The 17,454-nt window shown below is 59.0% G+C and carries 15 protein-coding genes; 12 read left to right on the forward strand and 3 right to left on the reverse strand.

The features are described from left to right. Positions 1 to 108: 108 nt before the first annotated feature. A complete protein-coding gene (locus LC334_RS15870) occupies positions 109 to 486 on the forward strand; it encodes a nuclear transport factor 2 family protein (RefSeq protein ID WP_085801413.1) in 378 nt (125 codons plus the stop codon). Positions 487 to 728: 242 nt separating this feature from the next. Here LC334_RS15870 and argE read toward each other — a convergent pair whose 3' ends face one another. After that, positions 729 to 1,883 carry an acetylornithine deacetylase gene (argE, locus tag LC334_RS15875; RefSeq protein ID WP_085801414.1) on the reverse strand — a complete coding sequence of 385 codons (1,155 nt, stop codon included), beginning with the start codon at positions 1,881 to 1,883 and terminating at the stop codon, positions 729 to 731. A gap of 159 nt (positions 1,884 to 2,042) precedes the next feature. Further along, positions 2,043 to 2,723, reverse strand: a complete 681-nt coding sequence (locus tag LC334_RS15880; protein WP_085801415.1) for a VPLPA-CTERM sorting domain-containing protein — start codon at positions 2,721 to 2,723, stop codon at positions 2,043 to 2,045. A 302-nt stretch (positions 2,724 to 3,025) separates the two neighbouring features. On the opposite strand from LC334_RS15880, the gene ribB reads away from it, so the two are divergent. From ribB to nusB, 3 genes are read left to right on the forward strand one after another with little or no spacing between them, the layout of a single operon-like run. Beyond that, positions 3,026 to 4,177, forward strand: coding sequence for a 3,4-dihydroxy-2-butanone-4-phosphate synthase (ribB, locus tag LC334_RS15885; RefSeq protein ID WP_085801416.1), 1,152 nt, complete (start codon positions 3,026 to 3,028; stop codon positions 4,175 to 4,177). A gap of 4 nt (positions 4,178 to 4,181) precedes the next feature. Then, positions 4,182 to 4,727 (forward strand): 6,7-dimethyl-8-ribityllumazine synthase, encoded by a 546-nt coding sequence (locus LC334_RS15890; protein WP_085801417.1) that lies wholly within the window; start codon positions 4,182 to 4,184, stop codon positions 4,725 to 4,727. After that, on the forward strand, positions 4,724 to 5,194 hold the full coding sequence (gene nusB / locus LC334_RS15895; RefSeq protein ID WP_085801418.1) for a transcription antitermination factor NusB: 471 nt from the start codon (positions 4,724 to 4,726) through the stop codon (positions 5,192 to 5,194). The genes LC334_RS15890 and nusB overlap by 4 nt, the downstream gene beginning before the upstream one ends. Positions 5,195 to 5,261: 67 nt before the next feature. Here nusB and LC334_RS15900 read toward each other — a convergent pair whose 3' ends face one another. Then, the gene (locus tag LC334_RS15900) at positions 5,262 to 5,972 is read right to left on the reverse strand and encodes a helix-turn-helix domain-containing protein (protein WP_223413032.1); all 711 of its coding nucleotides are present in this window, start codon (positions 5,970 to 5,972) and stop codon (positions 5,262 to 5,264) included. 244 nt (positions 5,973 to 6,216) lie between these two features. On the opposite strand from LC334_RS15900, the gene LC334_RS15905 reads away from it, so the two are divergent. The 8 genes from LC334_RS15905 (at position 6,217) to LC334_RS15940 (ending at position 17,423) form a co-directional block, all read left to right on the forward strand. Further along, the gene (locus tag LC334_RS15905) at positions 6,217 to 7,584 is read left to right on the forward strand and encodes an MFS transporter (RefSeq protein WP_085801420.1); all 1,368 of its coding nucleotides are present in this window, start codon (positions 6,217 to 6,219) and stop codon (positions 7,582 to 7,584) included. Positions 7,585 to 7,644: 60 nt separating this feature from the next. Then, a complete protein-coding gene (locus tag LC334_RS15910; RefSeq protein ID WP_085801421.1) occupies positions 7,645 to 9,252 on the forward strand; it encodes an MFS transporter in 1,608 nt (535 codons plus the stop codon). A 69-nt stretch (positions 9,253 to 9,321) separates the two neighbouring features. Next, on the forward strand, positions 9,322 to 13,062 hold the full coding sequence (locus LC334_RS15915) for a nitrate reductase subunit alpha (RefSeq protein WP_085801422.1): 3,741 nt from the start codon (positions 9,322 to 9,324) through the stop codon (positions 13,060 to 13,062). Next, entirely contained in the window at positions 13,059 to 14,582 is a 1,524-nt protein-coding gene (narH, locus tag LC334_RS15920; protein WP_085801423.1) for a nitrate reductase subunit beta, read from the forward strand. Before LC334_RS15915 ends, narH begins: the two co-directional genes overlap by 4 nt. Further along, the gene (narJ, locus tag LC334_RS15925) at positions 14,582 to 15,292 is read left to right on the forward strand and encodes a nitrate reductase molybdenum cofactor assembly chaperone (protein WP_085801424.1); all 711 of its coding nucleotides are present in this window, start codon (positions 14,582 to 14,584) and stop codon (positions 15,290 to 15,292) included. Before narH ends, narJ begins: the two co-directional genes overlap by 1 nt. An 11-nt stretch (positions 15,293 to 15,303) precedes the next feature. Continuing rightward, positions 15,304 to 16,065 carry a respiratory nitrate reductase subunit gamma gene (gene narI, locus LC334_RS15930; protein WP_085801425.1) on the forward strand — a complete coding sequence of 254 codons (762 nt, stop codon included), beginning with the start codon at positions 15,304 to 15,306 and terminating at the stop codon, positions 16,063 to 16,065. Positions 16,066 to 16,070: 5 nt separating this feature from the next. Beyond that, positions 16,071 to 16,868, forward strand: coding sequence for a peptidylprolyl isomerase (locus tag LC334_RS15935; protein WP_085801426.1), 798 nt, complete (start codon positions 16,071 to 16,073; stop codon positions 16,866 to 16,868). Positions 16,869 to 16,919: 51 nt separating this feature from the next. Further along, positions 16,920 to 17,423 carry a DUF2478 domain-containing protein gene (locus tag LC334_RS15940; protein ID WP_223413033.1) on the forward strand — a complete coding sequence of 168 codons (504 nt, stop codon included), beginning with the start codon at positions 16,920 to 16,922 and terminating at the stop codon, positions 17,421 to 17,423. Positions 17,424 to 17,454 lie beyond the last annotated feature (31 nt).

Here is a 17,454-nt window from a genome sequence, read left to right on the forward strand (position 1 = left end):
GGCAGCGTGATGCGAAGGTGACCGCAGGACGTCGGCCACGTTGATCCTGGTCAAGTTGCACTGCCGACGTCCGTGCTACGCTCGTCGGCGTCTAGAAGGAGCGTTTTTATGGAAGATCTAATCAAACTTGGCCGGGAATTTGTTCAGGCGATGCGGAATCGTCGTGGCATTGAGCATGTCGACGAAATTTATGCCGAAAACGCCGAGTCGGTTGAGGCGGTCGTGCCACCAGGGCGCGACGTGCGGATCGCCAAAGGCCGGGGCGCGATCAAGGCCAAACGTGGGGATTGGCTTGCAACACACGATATCCACAAGCTTGATGCGGACGGGCCATTTGTTCACCCTCCCAACCGCTTCGGCGTACGCTACGAGGCCCAGGTGACACAGAAAGCCACCGGTCGTGAGATGACCCTTCGCGAGATTGCGATTTATACGGTCGAGGGAGGAAAGGTCGTCCGCGAAGAGTTCTTCATGTTGCCAAAATAGGCAGCGGATATGGAAATGTTGCCAGTCACAATTTGGCAATGTTTTGACGCAAGACAGACCCCCGCTGCCGATCAGGAATTTCATTCTTTGGGCTCAGTGCTGATAAATCCCAAAACCGGTGGGTCAGGGTAGAGTTCGCCAGCGTGTCGTTCTTAATTCTGACCTCACGACCCGCGTTCTACCTTTTTCAATTTCGCGCAATGTCCTTGCAGACGATCGTTTCGTACTTTCTTGTCATAACTCTAAAGGCCAGCTTCGAGCCGTTCGAGCAGTGTGTCCAGCATCGCATCGCAGCGTTCGATCTGGCTGATCTCGACATATTCATCCGGCTTATGTCCCTGCATCATCGAGCCGGGGCCGCATACCACCGTGGGAATATCCAGTTCTTGCGAAAAGAGGCCGCCCTCGGTTCCGAACGCGACTTTATTGGTGGAATTCGCGCCGGTCAGGGACTGCACGAAATGTACGACCTCGGCGGTGCGGCTGGTGTTCAGGCCGGGATACGAAAAACTGGTCTCGAACTCGATTGCCGCTTCGGGGGCGTGGTCGCGTTGGGCGGCGACAATCGCATCCGCCCGGCCACGGATATCGGCCAGAATAACCTCGGGGTCATCATCGGCCACATTGCGAATCTCAAAATCCACCTCGCAGAGATTGGGAACGATATTTAGCGCGACGCCACCCGCCATCTTCGCCGCATGCACGGTCGTGTAGGGCACATCATAATCGCCATCCTGCGCACCGCTCTTGCGTAAATCAGCCTGCACATCACGCAAGACCCCAACCAGATCGCACCCCAGATGCAGAGCATTCATCGCCAGGGGTGCCAGCGCCGAATGCCCCTCGCGCCCGATACAGCGCGCCTTGAGGGCGATCTTGCCCTTGTGACCCGTTGCTACCGACAGGCTGGTGGGTTCACCAACGATGCACATGGCAGGGCGTACCGGCACATCACGCAAAAGCTCGATCATCGAGCGCACCCCCTGGCAACCGATTTCCTCGTCATAGGAAAAGGCCAGATGCAGCGGCGCGACCAGCTTGCGATTGGCGGCCTTCAGCCCAGCGGCCAGCGCGCAGGCGACAAAGCCTTTCATATCGGTCGTGCCGCGCCCGTAGTAGCGACCCTGATCCACGGTCAGTTCAAACGCTGGCCTGGTCCAGTTCTGCCCATCGACCGGAACGACATCGGTGTGTCCCGACAGCATAACGCCACCGCCGCCCGGCGGACCGATCGTGGCGAGCAGGTTGGCCTTTGTGCCCTTGGCGTTTGGAATAAGCTGGGCGTCAACGCCGACCTCGGCCAGCAGCCCTTTCACATATTCCATCAGATCCATGTTCGGGTTGCGGCTGACCGTGTCAAAGGCGATCAGGCGGGCTAGGATATCGGCGGTTCGCATGGTTGGCAGTCCTGAAGGTCATGAGGCGCGTGGCAGGGCGACAAGCGCGATATAGGCGCACACTCCAAGCCTATCCCATGAGTGCACGACCCTGAACCCCCAAGCACAAAAGAATACGCCCGCTCAACGCGGGCGCTTCAAAACGTTCTGTCCGTTCAGTCAGCTTTTACGGCGACGACGGGCAACACCACCCAATATCCCCAGGGCAACGGGTAACAAAGCCACCGACGCGGGCAGTGGGACAGGGCTGACGACGATGTTGATATCGCCAGCGTAGCTTTGGCAATTGCTACCCTCGCAGCCTTGTTCATATGCGGTGAACCAGCTGGAGAAGCCCAGTTTCAACGGATCCTTGTCATTGGCGCCGATACCGAACTGCGCTTTCAGACCTTCGCCGCGCATGTCCAGAAGGAAACTCACCAGACCTGTGGATTTCGAAATCAGAGCCGCCGATGAGAAATCATAAAATTTCCACTTTGAAGTATCCGGGGTCGAGCCAGGCACTTTCTTGTACTTACCGGGGTCGGCAACCTCGACCAGGTTCACCCTAAGATCATACCCCTGCAAGGCAGAGTTTCTGACCGTACCCGTCAGTGAGGCTGTGTTGCCATTCACTGTGAAGCTGCCAAACGGGCTTGCGGCGCCAGCGGTATTTTCAAACAGGAAATGGTTCCGCTTACTGCCCGTTGTGCCCTGAGGCGCACCAGAGAACCAGACGGAATGCTCGGGCGATCCGTTTTCGTAGTGACTGGTGGCTTGGTAGGTGGTGGCTGCCGAAACCGCGGTACCGATCATCACAATCGCTGTCGCAGCGGCAATTACTGCCGTTCTGAATTTCATAACATTACTCACTCTTTACGCTTACACAGGTAGGTGCACTTATATGGCCGAGAGCATGGGATCGGATCAACAACACTGCCCAAGAAAGGGCACATTTCGCTAAAATTTCTCTTGAATTTGGTTAATCTGTCGACAGCACGGAAACAGTGTTCTGAATGGAAGTGGATTGGTTCTTTCCAGTGCAGTGAGCCAGTGGCGCCTCATCGCGCGCCAGACGTCGGGATCGCTGTGCAATGCAAACTCGGCTCTGGTCAATGCCCGGCCCCTGCGGTATCTGACCGGGGCACATTTCCGGGGGTCCGATGTCAGATACTGTTCCGTTCGAAAAACCGGGTCCGGTCGAGGCGGGCTTGCGCCAGGCTCTCGCGCCCATCGAAGAGATTATCGCCGAGGCGCGTGCGGGTCGGATGTACATTCTTGTCGATCACGAAGATCGCGAGAATGAGGGTGATTTCGTCATTCCGGCGGATTGCGCCGATGCCGCGGCCATCAACTTCATGGCAACCCACGGGAGAGGTCTGATCTGCCTGCCGATGAGCGCCGAGCGGATCGAGATGCTACAGCTGCCGATGATGGCGGTGAACAACTCGTCACGGCATGAAACCGCCTTTACCGTATCGATCGAAGCGCGCGAGGGCGTCAGTACCGGCATTTCCGCCGGCGACCGCGCCCTGACCGTGGCCACCGCAATCAATGATCAGAACGGCCCGGCCGCCATCGCCACACCAGGCCATGTGTTTCCGCTGCGCGCACGCAATGGCGGCGTGCTGATCCGCGCCGGTCATACCGAGGCGGCGGTAGATATCTCGCGCCTGGCGGGGCGGCACCCGTCGGGTGTGATCTGCGAGATCATGAAGGAAGACGGCACCATGGCCCGCCTGCCCGACCTGATCGAAATCGCGAAAAAACACGGGCTGAAGATCGGCACGATCTCGGATCTCATCGCCTACCGCCACAAGCACGATAATCTGGTGCGCGAAGTACGGCGCGAAACCATCACCTCCTCTCATGGGGGCGAATGGGAGATGCGCATTTTCGCCGACCAGATCAGCGGCACCGAACATGTAGTGCTGACCAAGGGTGACGTGGGCGACGGCAAGCCGGTTCTGACCCGGACGCATGCGCTCAATGCGCTTGAGGATGTACTGGGCATCGGGCTGCACAGCACAGAGACGGGTCCCACCGGAAAGCTACCCCGGGCGATGGAGATCATCGCCGCCGAGGGGCGCGGCGCGGTGTTTCTGTTCCGCCAACCCCGCCCAAAACTGTCCAGCGAGATGGAAGATGAGGACACGCCGCGCACGATCAAGCAGACCGGGCTGGGCGCGCAGATCATGCAGACAATGGGTCTGCAGGAACTGATCCTTTTGACCGACAGTCCCGATACCCGCTATCTGGGTCTTGATGCCTATGGCATCTCGATCACCGGCACCCGCGCCCTGAGCGAAGGATAGAGATATGGCCGAAAAAGAATACACCCTGCCCCGCGCCGAGTTCGATAAGCCCATCAAGCTGCTGATTGTGGTGGCGCCATTCTACCGCGATATCGCAGACAACCTGATCGCTGGCGCCAAGGCCGAGATCGAGGCGTCTGGCGGCACATATGATCTGGTCGAAGTACCGGGCGCGTTGGAAGTGCCCACCGCCATCGGCATTGCCGAACGGATGTCGAATTTCGACGGATACGTGGCCCTTGGATGCGTGATCCGGGGCGAGACCACGCATTATGAAACAGTCTGCAATGACAGTTCGCGCGGCATCATGATGCTGGGGTTACAGGGGCTGTGTGTTGGCAATGGCATTCTGACGGTCGAAAACCGTGATCAGGCCGAGGTGCGGGCCGATCCCGCGCGCATGAACAAAGGCGCGGGCGCCGCAGCGGCAGCCTTGCATCTTGTCGCGCTCACCCGTAAGTGGGGCGCCGCGCGCAAAGGGGTGGGATTCCTGCCCGACGCAGAAGAATATAAGCTGGCCGGCGGCCTTGAGGATAATCCGAAAGCATGACCAAGCTCTCAGGCAATCAGAAACGGCAGATGAAATCAGCCGCACGGCTTTACGCCGTGCAGGCGCTGTTTCAGATGGAGCATTCCGGCCAGACCGTGGATGCGGTGATGCGTGAATTCGAAGATCACCGTTTCGGCGCGTCCTATGACGAGGGCGAGATGGCCGAAGGTGATATCGTCCTGTTCGAAGGGCTGATGCAGGATGCGGTTAACAATCAGGCGCTGATCGACCAGATGACTGACCGGGCGCTGGTAGCGAAATGGCCGATCAATCGCATAGATCCGACCATTCGCGCGCTGTTTCGGGCCGCGGGGGCGGAACTGACGCAATCGGACACACCACCAAAAGTCGTGATCATGGAATTCGTCGACATCGCCAAAAGCTTCTTTCCCGAGGGGCGTGAGCCGAAATTCGTCAATGCCGTTCTGGATCACATGGCCCGCGAAGCCAAGCCAGAAGCATTCTGAATCACTGTCCTCTGTTACATCGCCAAGGTGACTGCATCGCGATTACTCGGCCATCAATATTCGTATTTCAAATCGAGCGATCATCAATCAACGGGCTGGGGTTAGCGAAGGCGACAAGCCTTTTCTGATCGGTAATGATGACGTTTTGACCGGTAACTGTGACACCATGTGTCTGAAGCCCCTTGAACGCCCGACTCAGGTTTTCCGGCGTCATACCCAGGAACGAAGCCAGCCTTCGCTTTTCGGTCGACAGTTCAAATTGCGCGGCGCCACCAGCGCCTTTTTGTTGTCTCAGCAGATAGTTTGCCAGCCTCTCGCGTGATGTTCTGAGTTTAAGGTCCTTGGTGTTCTTAACCACCGACCGGTAGCATTGCGCCAATTCGTTCACGATTGAGCGAGCAAATTTGCTGTCGCTGTCGAAAATGGTACGCACGTCCTGACTGGGCAGCAACACTATACGGCTCTTTTCCAGCGTGTGCGCAGACATAAGGTACGGCGCATCCTTGATCGTAGCGGCGAGGATGAAGGTGGATATCGGGCGCACCCGCGCCATGCTGGTTGTCCGGCCGTTCCACTGCGAAACCAGATCGACAGAGCCCGTCAAGAGAATATGCAGAAAATCGCTTGGGTCGCCTTCGGAAATCAGCTCTATCTGGGGCGGAAAATTCTGCACATAAGCTCCACGCATGAGCATTTTGAAATGCTCAGATTCCATGTCTGAGAAAAGGTCGAGCGAGCGAATTTCCGGGAAATCCGACTCAGGCGCTTCAGGATTCACATAAATCTCCGCTTTGATCTATGTCTGAATTTTGATTGATAAATGTCAATAGGTAAATTGCAATACTTTCATCGCACCTTTGATGCGCAGAGTGATGCCCCATGACAAATTTCTCTAACTTCTTTTTTTTAAGGCATTTTTCTAGATTTCTGACCTAAATCAAATCAGGAAATTACTCACTTTTCTTTACTCCGGGAAAATCGGTTTCACACCGTTTCATAACTCAAAGACTCGGAGAACAAGCATGCATACCCTGGATGGCGTCTCGCGCCCCGACCAGTACCGGGCCCTGGGACTCAGCACTTTCGCTTTTACGGTCTGCTTTGCCGTATGGACGATCTTCTCGATTATCGGCGTCAAGATCAAACAAGAGCTCGGACTTAGTGACACCCAGTTCGGATTACTCGTGGCGACGCCGGTTCTGACCGGATCGGTCAGCCGTATTTTCCTGGGCGTCTGGACCGAGCAATTTGGCGGGAGGATCATGTTCCCGCTGCAGATGCTGATCACCTCGGTCTGCGTCTGGCTGCTGACATCCGTCCAGACCTATGAGGTTTTTCTGATCGCGGCGCTTGGGCTCGGGCTTGCGGGCGGATCGTTCATCGTCGGCGTGGCCTATACCTCGCGCTGGTTCGAAAAAGAGCGTCAGGGCACCGCTCTTGGCATCTTTGGCGCGGGTAACGTCGGGGCGGCCGTCACCAACTTTGCCGCCCCGTTCCTGGTGGTGGCCGTCGGATGGGAAGGTACTGCGCGCGTTTATGCGGTTGTGCTGGCGATCACCGCAGTTCTGTTCTTCCTGCTTGCCAAGACCGATCCAGTGCAACAGCAACGCAAAGTCAGTGGGGAAGGCCCGGTTTCGGCCGGCTCCCAGCTGGAGCCGCTGAAGGACATTCAGGTCTGGCGTTTTGCCACCTACTACTTCTTCGTTTTTGGCGCCTTCGTCGCCCTCGCAAGCTTCTTGCCGCGCTACTATGTTGGCGCCTATGGATTGGAACTGACCACGGCGGGCGTCTTTGCAGGGCTCTATTCGCTTCCCGGCTCGGTCTTCCGCGCGCTTGGCGGCTGGATGTCAGACAAGTGGGGGGCGCGTTGGGTGATGTACGTGACCTTCATCGTGTCACTCATTGTCCTCTTTATCATGAGCTACCCGCAAACGAGCTATATCGTGTCAGGTATCACCGGCCCGATCGAGTTCAACTTTGGTCTGAGCGTCGGCGTTTTCGTGGCACTAACCGTGGTGCTGGGATTTGTCATGAGCCTGGGTAAGGCGGCAGTCTATAAGCACATTCCTGTCTACTATCCGCACCATGTCGGTTCGGTCGGTGGCCTTGTCGGCATGATTGGCGGACTTGGCGGTTTCTTCCTGCCAATCGCCTTCGGTGTACTGCTTGACGTCACCGGTGTCTGGACCGCACCCTTCATGCTGCTTTTCGTGATCGTCGCGATCTCAACGGTCTGGATGCATGTCGCCATCCGCCGCATGGAACGTGCCCGTCACCCAGGCCTGGCCGATGAGAGATACTTGTCTGATGTGCCCGAAGCGCCCCTGGCCGCCCCTGCTGATACGCCCTCAAACGACACCGCAGGCGCGGCTGTGCGCCCGGCAGAGTAATGCGACGGGCGGGCAGCTTCTGCCCGCCCACAACAAGCCTGAACATACGGAGACATCCCCGTGGGACAAGATCTTAGAAACTACGCGCCGGATAACGAGGCCTTCTGGGTCAGCACCGGCAAAGGCGTTGCCAACCGCAACCTCTGGATATCCATTCCCAGCCTGCTTTGCGGCTTTGCCGTATGGCTTTACTGGGGCATCATTACCGTTCAGATGCTGAACCTTGGTTTTGCATTTGAGAAGTCGCAGTTGTTCACCCTTGCGGCAATCGCCGGCCTGACCGGCGCGACCCTGCGTATCCCGTCTACGTTCTTCATTCGCATCGCAGGCGGGCGCAACACGATCTTCTTCACGACCGCGTTGTTGATGATCCCTGCCATTGGCACAGGATACTATTTGCAGGACCCCAACACGCCTTTGTGGAAGTTCCAGATACTCGCCTTTCTCAGCGGTATAGGCGGCGGCAACTTTGCCAGTTCGATGTCCAATATCAGCTTCTTCTTCCCCAAGAAGATTCAGGGCTACGCCTTGGGCATGAATGCCGGTCTGGGAAATTTCGGGGTGACCACCATGCAGATCGTCATCCCGCTGGTGATGACTTTCGGTCTTTTCGGCGGGGAGCCTATGATCCTCGAAAACACCTCGGGAACGCTGATCGGCAAGATCCCGGCCGGGACACCCACCTATATCCACAATGCGGGCTATGTCTGGCTGCTGATCCTTATTCCACTGGCTTTTGCCGGATGGTTCGGCATGAACAATATCCGCGATGAGCATGTCAGCCCCGACATTCCCAGCCCAATTGGCGCTTTCGGGATCATCACCTTCATGCTGATCGTTGGTTTGGTTTGTGCCGCCGTGGGCCTGTGGCTGATGCTGCCAGAGAATGTAGGCGGATCGGGCTATGACGTCTCCAAATGGCTCGTGCTACCGATTGTGATCGCGCTGACCGTCGGGCTACTAAAGCTGATCCCCGGTCAGGTAGGGCAAAACCTGACGCGGCAATACCGTATCTTCGGCAACCGCCATACCTGGGCGATGACGGTGATCTACACCATGACTTTCGGGTCGTTCATTGGCTATGCGGCGACCTTTGCGCTAGCGATCAAGGTGGTCTTTGGCTTCCAGCATATCGAAGTTGACGGCGTGATGAGTCACGATCTGGCCAATCCCAACGGTCCGTCCGCGCTGATGTACGCCTGGATGGGGCCCTTCATCGGCGCGTTAATCCGTCCCGTGGGTGGCATGATCGCGGACAAGCTGGGCGGCGCGCGAGTTACCCAGTGGATTTCGATCATCATGGTCGCCTCGGCTCTGGGCGTCGCTTATTTCCTGAAACAGGCCTATGTCTCTGCCACGCCCGAAGATTACTTCCTGCCCTTCATGATCCTGTTCCTGATCCTCTTTGCCGCCACCGGCATTGGCAACGGATCAACGTTCCGCACCATCGCCGTGGTGTTCGATAAGGAACAGGCTGGGCCGGTACTGGGCTGGACTTCAGCTGTGGCCGCCTATGGTGCCTTCATCATCCCCAAGGTCTTTGGCGAGCAGATCAAGGCCGCTACGCCGGAATATGCGCTTTATGGGTTCGCGGTGTTTTACGGGGTCTGCATCCTGATCAACTGGTGGTTCTACCTGCGCCCCGGCGCCTACGTGAAAAACCCCTGATCATCCGACACGCCGCTGCCCGGACATGAACGTCCGGACAATGCACCGATACTCAAAGGAGAATGCCAAATGAGCCATCTGCTCGACCGCCTGAACTTCTTCCAGTCCAAGGAACTGGAGCAGTTCGCCAATGGCCACGGTCAGGTCACCCGCGAAAACCGCGATTGGGAGGACACCTACAGAAATCGCTGGCGGCACGACAAGATTGTCCGCTCAACCCACGGCGTGAATTGCACCGGGTCGTGTTCGTGGAAAATCTACGTGAAATCCGGGATCGTCACCTGGGAAACCCAGCAGACGGATTACCCCCGCACCCGGCCGGATCTGCCCAACCACGAACCACGCGGCTGTGCCCGGGGGGCGAGCTATAGCTGGTATCTCTATTCCGCGAACCGGGTGAAGAACCCGCTGGTGCGGGGTCGTTTGATGAAGGTCTGGCGCAAGATGCGCGAGACCCTGAGCCCGATCGAGGCCTGGACCAAGCTGCAAAACGACCCGATACTGCGCGCCTCTTACGTCGAGACCCGCGGCAAGGGCGGTTTCGTGCGGGCAAGCTGGGATGAGGCAACCGAGATCACCGCAGCGGCCAATGCTTACACAGCAAAAACGTACGGCCCCGACCGTGTATTCGGCTTCTCGCCGATCCCGGCGATGTCGATGGTCTCCTACGCGGCGGGTTCGCGGTATCTGAGCCTTCTGGGTGGGGTCTGCATGTCCTTCTACGACTGGTATTGCGACCTGCCTCCCGCCAGCCCGATGACCTGGGGTGAACAGACCGACGTGCCCGAAAGTGCCGATTGGTACAATGCCGGCTACCTGTTGCTCTGGGGGTCAAACGTGCCGCAGACCCGCACGCCTGACGCACATTTCTATACCGAGGCCCGCTATCGCGGCACCAAATCCGCCGTGATCTGCCCGGATTATTCCGAGGCCGCGAAATTCGGCGATGTCTGGCTGAACGTCAAACAGGGCACCGACGCGGCACTGGCGATGGCGTTTGGCCACGTGATCCTGCGCGAGTTCCATCTGGATCGTCAGGCGGAATATTTCGAGGAGTATTGCCGCAAATACTCGGACTTCCCGATGCTGGTGCATCTAGAGAAGAAGGGCGACAGTTTCGTGCCCGGCCGCTTCCTGCGTGCCGACGATCTGGCTGACAAGCTGGGCGAGGCCAACAATCCCGAATGGAAAACCGTGGCCTTTGACGAGACTTCGAAAGGGCTGGTCGCGCCGAACGGATCGATCGGTTACCGCTGGGGCGAAAACGGCGAATGGAACCTCGAAGAACGCGCCTGTGACGCGGAAACCAGCCTCAAGATGTCGCTCATTCTCGAAGAGGATCACGACGATGTCGTCGGCGTCGACTTCCCCTATTTCGGCGGTGCCGCGACAGAGCATTTTGCCACCGACGCCAAACACCCCGAGGTTCTGACCCGCAACATCCCGGTCAAAAAAATCAAGACCGCCGAGGGTGAAGCGCTGGTTGCCACAGTGTTCGACCTCTTCTGCGCCAATTATGGCCTTGACCGGGGTCTTGGCGGTGACTGGGTGACCAGTGATTATAGCTCCGACATGCCCGGCACCCCTGCTTGGGCCGAGAAAATCACCGGCGTCAAAGCCGACAAGATCATCCATGTCGCCCGCGAATTCGCCCAGAACGCCGAAAAGAGCGAAGGCAAATCCATGGTGATCATCGGGGCCGCGATGAACCACTGGTATCACATGGACATGAATTACCGCGGCGTCATCAACATGCTGGTGATGTGCGGCTGCGTCGGTCAGTCCGGTGGGGGTTGGGCGCATTACGTGGGGCAAGAGAAACTGCGCCCGCAGACCGGCTGGCAACCGCTGGCCTTCGCGCTCGACTGGGCGCGCCCGCCGCGGCACATGAACTCGACCTCTGCCTGGTACGCCCATACCGATCAATGGCGTTACGAGACGCTGAGATCGGACGAGATCCTGTCGCCCACCGCGCCAGAGGGCGACTGGGACGCCTCGATCATCGATTACAACATCCGCGCGGAACGCATGGGCTGGCTGCCCTCGGCACCGCAGCTCAAGACCAACCCGCTTGAGGTTGCAAAAGCGGCGAAGGAGGCGGGCAAGGAAATCCCGACCTATGTCGCCGAGCGATTGAAATCCGGTGATCTGCAGATGTCCTGCGAAGACCCGGACGCGCCGGAAAACTGGCCGCGCAACCTCTTTGTCTGGCGCTCGAACCTGCTGGGCTCTTCCGGTAAAGGTCACGAATATTTCCTCAAACACCTGCTGGGCACCGATCATGGCGTGTTGGGCAAGGATCTGGGCGAGGAAGGCGGCGCGATGCCGAAAGAGGCGGTCTGGCACGAGGACGCCCCGCGCGGCAAGCTCGACCTGCTGGTGACCATCGACTTCCGGATGAGCACCACGGCGGTATATTCCGATATCGTGCTGCCCACGGCCAGTTGGTACGAGAAAAACGACCTCAACACCTCGGACATGCACCCGTTCATCCACCCGCTTCAGGCGGCTGTGGATCCGGCCTACGAGTCGAAGTCGGATTGGGAAATCTTCAAGGCGATCGCGAAGAAATTCCAAGAGGTCGCGCCGGAAATACTGGGCAAGGAGACCGACATCGTCGCCCTGCCCATCCTGCACGACACGCCCGGCGAGGTGGCACAGGATCAGGTGCGTGACTGGAAGAAGGGCGAATGCGACCTGATCCTGGGCAAGACCGCGCCCAGCTACATTCCGGTCGAACGCGACTACCCCGCGCTTTATGACCGGTTCGTCGCCCTTGGCCCGCTGATGGACAAACTCGGCAACGGCGGCAAAGGCATCAGCTGGAACACAGAGCATGAGGTCCAGCACCTGCGCGACCTCAACGGCGAATGGCAGGACGGCCCCGCCAAAGGATGCCCGAAAATCGTGACGGATATCGACGCGACCGAGGTTATCCTGATGCTCGCGCCCGAAACCAATGGGGAGGTTGCCGTCAAAGCGTGGGAGGCGCTTGGACAGGCCACCGGGCGCGGGCATACCCATCTGGCGCTGCCGAAAGAGGACGAGAAAATCCGGTTCCGCGATATCGCCGCGCAACCGCGCAAAATCATCTCGTCCCCCACATGGTCGGGTCTGGAAAGCGAGCATGTCTGCTACAATGCGGGCTATACCAACGTGCACGAACTGATCCCATGGCGCACCCTGACCGGGCGGCAGCAGCTCTATCAGGATCACCTCTGGATGCGCGCCTTTGGCGAAGGTTTCATGTCCTACCGCCCGCCGGTGGACCTGAAGACCATTACCAAGGACGTGCAGGATGACGGCGACAATCTGGTGCTCAACTTCATCACCCCGCACCAGAAATGGGGCATCCACTCGACCTATTCCGACAACCTCCTGATGCTGACGCTCAATCGCGGTGGCCCGGTGATCTGGATTTCCGAAAATGACGCGAAATCTGCCGGGATTACCGACAATGACTGGGTCGAGCTTTACAACACCAACGGCGCGCTGACCGCGCGTGCGGTGGTGTCGCAGCGGATCAAGGACGGCACCACCTTCATGTATCACGCGCAGGAAAAGATCGTGAACACGCCGGGGTCTGAAAAAACCGGGCACCGGGGTGGCATTCACAACTCGGTCACCCGCGCGGTGCTGAAACCCACCCATATGATCGGCGGCTACGCCCAGCAGAGCTATGGCTTCAACTACTACGGAACCGTGGGCTGCAACCGGGATGAATTCGTCGTCGTCAGGAAAATGAAAAAGGTCGACTGGCTTGATGCCGAAAAGACCTGGGAAGCGACCGCAAAGGAGGCCGCAGAATGAGAGTACGTGCGCAAATCGGAATGGTGTTGAACCTGGATAAATGCATTGGGTGCCACACCTGTTCCGTCACCTGCAAGAACGTCTGGACCAGCCGCGAAGGTGTCGAATACGCCTGGTTCAACAATGTCGAAACCAAGCCCGGCACCGGCTATCCCACCGACTGGGAAAACCAGGAACGCTGGAATGGTGGCTGGGAACGGACAAAATCCGGCAAGCTTCAACCAAAGCAGGGATCAAAATGGCGCATTCTGGCGAATATCTTCGCAAACCGCGACCTGCCCGAAATCGACGACTATTACGAACCCTTCGATTTCGACCATGACCACCTGAAATCCGCCCCGGAGATGGAGGCGTTCCCCACGGCGCGGCCCTATTCCAAGATCACCGGCGAGCGGATCGAGAAGATCGAAAAGGGACCGAACTGGGAGGAAATCCTCGGCGGTGAATTTTCCAAACGCTCACAGGATTACAATTTCGAAGGCGTGCAAAAGGAAATCTACGGCGAATACGAGAACACTTTCATGATGTATCTGCCGCGGCTCTGCGAGCACTGCCTGAACCCGGCTTGCGCCGCGTCGTGCCCCTCGGGCGCGATCTACAAGCGCGAAGAAGACGGCATCGTGCTCATTGATCAGGAAAAATGCCGGGGCTGGCGGATGTGCGTTTCGGGCTGCCCGTACAAGAAGGTCTATTACAACTGGTCGACCGGCAAGTCCGAGAAATGCACTCTTTGCTATCCGCGCATCGAATCCGGCAATCCGACGGTCTGTTCGGAAACCTGTGTGGGGCGCATCCGTTACTTAGGTGTGATGCTCTATGACGCCGATAAGATCGAAGAAGCGGCCAATGCCGAGCAGAAGGCCGATCTCTATGACGCGCAGCTCGATGTCTTCCTCGATCCCTTCGACCCGGTTGTGATTGAAACTGCCCGGGCGGACGGCATCCCCGAGGACTGGATCAAGGGCGCGCAGGAAAGCCCGATCTGGAAGATGGCGATGGAGTGGAAAGTGGCCTTCCCCCTGCACCCGGAATACCGCACCCTGCCGATGGTCTGGTACATTCCGCCGCTTTCCCCGATTCAGAACGCGGCAGAGGCCGGGGCAATCGGCATGGACGGCGCGATGCCGGACGTGCGCAACCTGCGTATCCCGGTCCGCTACCTTGCCAACATGCTGACCGCCGGTGACGAAGAACCGATCGTCCACGCACTGGAACGGATGCTGGCGATGCGGTCCTACATGCGGTCGAAAACCATCGACGGCGTGGTGGACGAGGCGATAGCCGCGCGCGTCGGCCTTTCGGGCCGGGTGATCGAGGACATGTACAAGATCATGGCGCTCGCGGATTTTGAGGATCGTTTCGTGATCCCGACCACGCACCGCGAACATGTCGAAGAGGCGTTCGATCTGCGCGGCGGCTGCGGCTTTACCGACGGCAATGGCTGCTCGACCGGAATCAGCGAAGGCTCGCTGTTCGGCGGCAGAAAGAAGCCCCTGAAAATGCCCACGGAGGTGATGTAATGGACCGCTCACTCAAAGCTCTGTCGCTGATCCTCAGCTACCCAACGCGCGAACTGCAGGCCGCAATGCCCGAGATCGGCGCGGTGCTGGCGTCGGACACGCGGCTGACCGCGGCGGCCCGGCGGGCCCTGCGCCCGCTGGTCGACGACCTGCGCAGCCGGGACATCTATGAGCTGGAAGAGCAGTTCGTGATGCTCTTTGACCGCTCGCGCACGCTGTCGCTCAACCTCTTCGAGCATGTCCACGGCGAAAGCCGCGACCGGGGCGGCGCGATGGTATCGCTGCTTGAAACCTACCGAACGGGTGGGTTTGAACCCGCCACCTCGGAACTGCCCGATCACCTGCCAGTGCTGCTGGAATTCCTGTCCACACGTCCCGTCGCGGAGGTGCAGGACACTTTGGCGGATGCGGCCCATATTCTTGAGGCGCTGAACACCCGACTCGACCGGCGCGAAAGCCCCTATGGCGCCGTGTTCGCCGCTCTTTTGCAGCTCTCTGGTGCCAAGGCCGACAAGGAGGCCGTCGCCGAACTGCTGGAGCAGCCCGAGCACGACCCGGAAGACCTCGAGGCGCTGGACGAGGTCTGGGAGGAAAGCGAAGTACTTTTCGGCCCCGACCCGAATGCCGGCTGCCCCCAAGTGCGCGACATGCTGGCGCGCATGGATACCCCAATCACCCCCGCGCCGGTTGCCCGGCCTGCGGCTGAGTAGCGGAGGCTCAGATGCACAATTTCGTCTTTGGAATATACCCCTATATCGCCCTGTCGGTCATGATCATCGGCACCATCGCGCGCTATGAACGCGACCCGTTCACCTGGAAAACCTCGTCCAGCCAGCTTTTACGCCGCAAACAGCTGGTCATTGGATCGGTGCTGTTTCACGTCGGCGTTCTGGTGATCTTTCTTGGCCACCTCGTGGGTCTACTCACCCCGATACAGATATTCGATGCGTTCGGCATCAGCCACGGGTTCAAGCAAACGCTTGCGGTTGTTGCCGGCGGCATCGCCGGGATCATGGCACTGATCGGCGGCGGCATGTTGTTTCACCGCCGTTGGACCGATCCGCGTATTCGCAAAACCTCCAGCTTTGCCGATATCGGCATTCTCGCGCTGCTGCTGGCGCAGCTGGTGCTGGGGCTTGGGACAATCGTAGTCTCGCTACAGCATCTGGACGGGCATGAGATGACCAAGTTCATGTCATGGGCGCTTGGCATCTTCATCTTCGACGGGCAGGCCGCCAGCTATATCGAGGACGTCGCCTGGATCTTCAAACTGCACCTGTTCCTGGGGCTGACCATCTTCCTGCTGTTTCCGTTCACCCGGCTGGTGCACATGCTCTCGGTCCCGCTGCGCTATCTGACGCGGCCGGGCTATCAGGTGGTGCGATCGCGCCGCGCCAGCCCCCTGCCCGCCCGCAACGGGGATGTTGCGCCCCGGCCATCGGCTCGACCGACAGCGCAACCGGCCACGAAACCGGCGGAGTAACTGGCATGGCAAATGCGCTTTTTCCAGATCTTATCGTCAATGGCGAGTTGATCCCGCACAGCACCATCGCCGCCGAGGCGCAGAACCATTCTGCGCCCCGGGGTAAGCCCGGCATCGCTTGGCGCGCAGCGGCGAATGCATTGGCAATGCGCGCGCTCCTGTTGCAGGAGGCACGTCAGCGGCAGCTAAAGGCCGACCCGCAAGAGGTTGGCCCCGGCAAGTTCGAAACCGAGGAAGAAGCGCTGATCCGGCAATTGCTGGAAGCCGCTGTCGAGACCACCCCGCCGAACGAGAGCGAACTGCGCACCGAGTGGGAGAAGAACCCGGACCGTTTTCGCTCTCCGCCCTTGTGGGAAGTGTCGCATATCCTTTGCGCCTGCGACCCCCGTGACAAGAGCGCGCGCGAAAAGGCGCTTGCCCGGGCGACATACTTGACCGAACTGGCAACCCGGTCGCCGACCGATTTTGCCGCACTGGCCGCGCGTGAAAGCGATTGCGGCTCGAAAGCCTCCAGCGGCGCTCTCGGCCAGCTTGGCCCCGGCGACACCGTGCCCGAATTCGAGGCAGCCTTGCGCCCGCTGGAAGAAGGTCAGATCACGCCCGAGCCGGTCCTGTCGCGCCACGGCTATCACATCATCCGGCTCGATGCCGTGGCAGTGGGTCAGCGCTTGCCCTATGCTGCAGTCCGGCAAAAGATCGCCAGCGCGATCGAAAAATCCAACTGGGTTCGCGCCTCGCGGGATTTCGTTGATCGGTTGATTGCCGCAGCTGAAATCTCGGGGGCCGATCTGAAGCCCCAATGATGCGCGCGCCCGGGAATTGAAGAAAGTCGAACGATGGTAATTGCTTATACTATGACATCCGGACCCGGCGATACCGATCTGGTGTTGACCAAAGCCGCAACGCGTCTGCGGCAAAGCGGTGTAAGAACCTGCGGCACGACGCAGATCAACTCCGACAACCCCAAGACCGGGCGATGCGATATGGATGTCCAGGTGCTTCCAGATGGCCCGGTGATCCGCATCTCGCAATCGCTCGGCAAGAATTCATGCGGGTGCCGACTGGATTCCGCCGCGCTTGAAATGGCGGTCGGCCTTGTCGAAGCGGAATTGGGTAAAGGGGCGCAACTGCTGATCGTCAATAAATTTGGCAAACAAGAAGCGGAGGGCGGTGGACTTCGTGATGTCATCGCACGAGCGGCCTCGGATGGCATTCCCGTTCTGGTAGGGTTGAACGGCGTAAACAAGCCTGCATTCGAGGCGTTTGCCGGTGGTCTGGCAGAGCCTGTGCCTGCAACTGAAGCGGACGTGCTTGACTGGGCGGAGGGTGCCCTGAAAGCTCGGCTAAGGGTCGCCTGAAAATCTCTGAATTGCGGAAATGCATTCGAGA

The sequence above is a fragment of the Roseovarius aestuarii genome (assembly GCF_019966515.1).
Classification (GTDB): Bacteria; Pseudomonadota; Alphaproteobacteria; order Rhodobacterales; family Rhodobacteraceae; genus Roseovarius; species Roseovarius aestuarii.

Coding starts and splice junctions, on each gene's coding strand:
- LC334_RS15870 (WP_085801413.1), top strand. CDS start 109: ATGGAAGATCTAATCAAACTTGGCCGGGAATTTGTTCAGGCGATGCGG.
- argE (WP_085801414.1), bottom strand. CDS start 1,883: ATGCGAACCGCCGATATCCTAGCCCGCCTGATCGCCTTTGACACGGTC.
- LC334_RS15880 (WP_085801415.1), bottom strand. CDS start 2,723: ATGAAATTCAGAACGGCAGTAATTGCCGCTGCGACAGCGATTGTGATG.
- ribB (WP_085801416.1), top strand. CDS start 3,026: ATGTCAGATACTGTTCCGTTCGAAAAACCGGGTCCGGTCGAGGCGGGC.
- LC334_RS15890 (WP_085801417.1), top strand. CDS start 4,182: ATGGCCGAAAAAGAATACACCCTGCCCCGCGCCGAGTTCGATAAGCCC.
- nusB (WP_085801418.1), top strand. CDS start 4,724: ATGACCAAGCTCTCAGGCAATCAGAAACGGCAGATGAAATCAGCCGCA.
- LC334_RS15905 (WP_085801420.1), top strand. CDS start 6,217: ATGCATACCCTGGATGGCGTCTCGCGCCCCGACCAGTACCGGGCCCTG.
- LC334_RS15915 (WP_085801422.1), top strand. CDS start 9,322: ATGAGCCATCTGCTCGACCGCCTGAACTTCTTCCAGTCCAAGGAACTG.
- narH (WP_085801423.1), top strand. CDS start 13,059: ATGAGAGTACGTGCGCAAATCGGAATGGTGTTGAACCTGGATAAATGC.
- narJ (WP_085801424.1), top strand. CDS start 14,582: ATGGACCGCTCACTCAAAGCTCTGTCGCTGATCCTCAGCTACCCAACG.
- narI (WP_085801425.1), top strand. CDS start 15,304: ATGCACAATTTCGTCTTTGGAATATACCCCTATATCGCCCTGTCGGTC.
- LC334_RS15935 (WP_085801426.1), top strand. CDS start 16,071: ATGGCAAATGCGCTTTTTCCAGATCTTATCGTCAATGGCGAGTTGATC.
- LC334_RS15940 (WP_223413033.1), top strand. CDS start 16,920: ATGACATCCGGACCCGGCGATACCGATCTGGTGTTGACCAAAGCCGCA.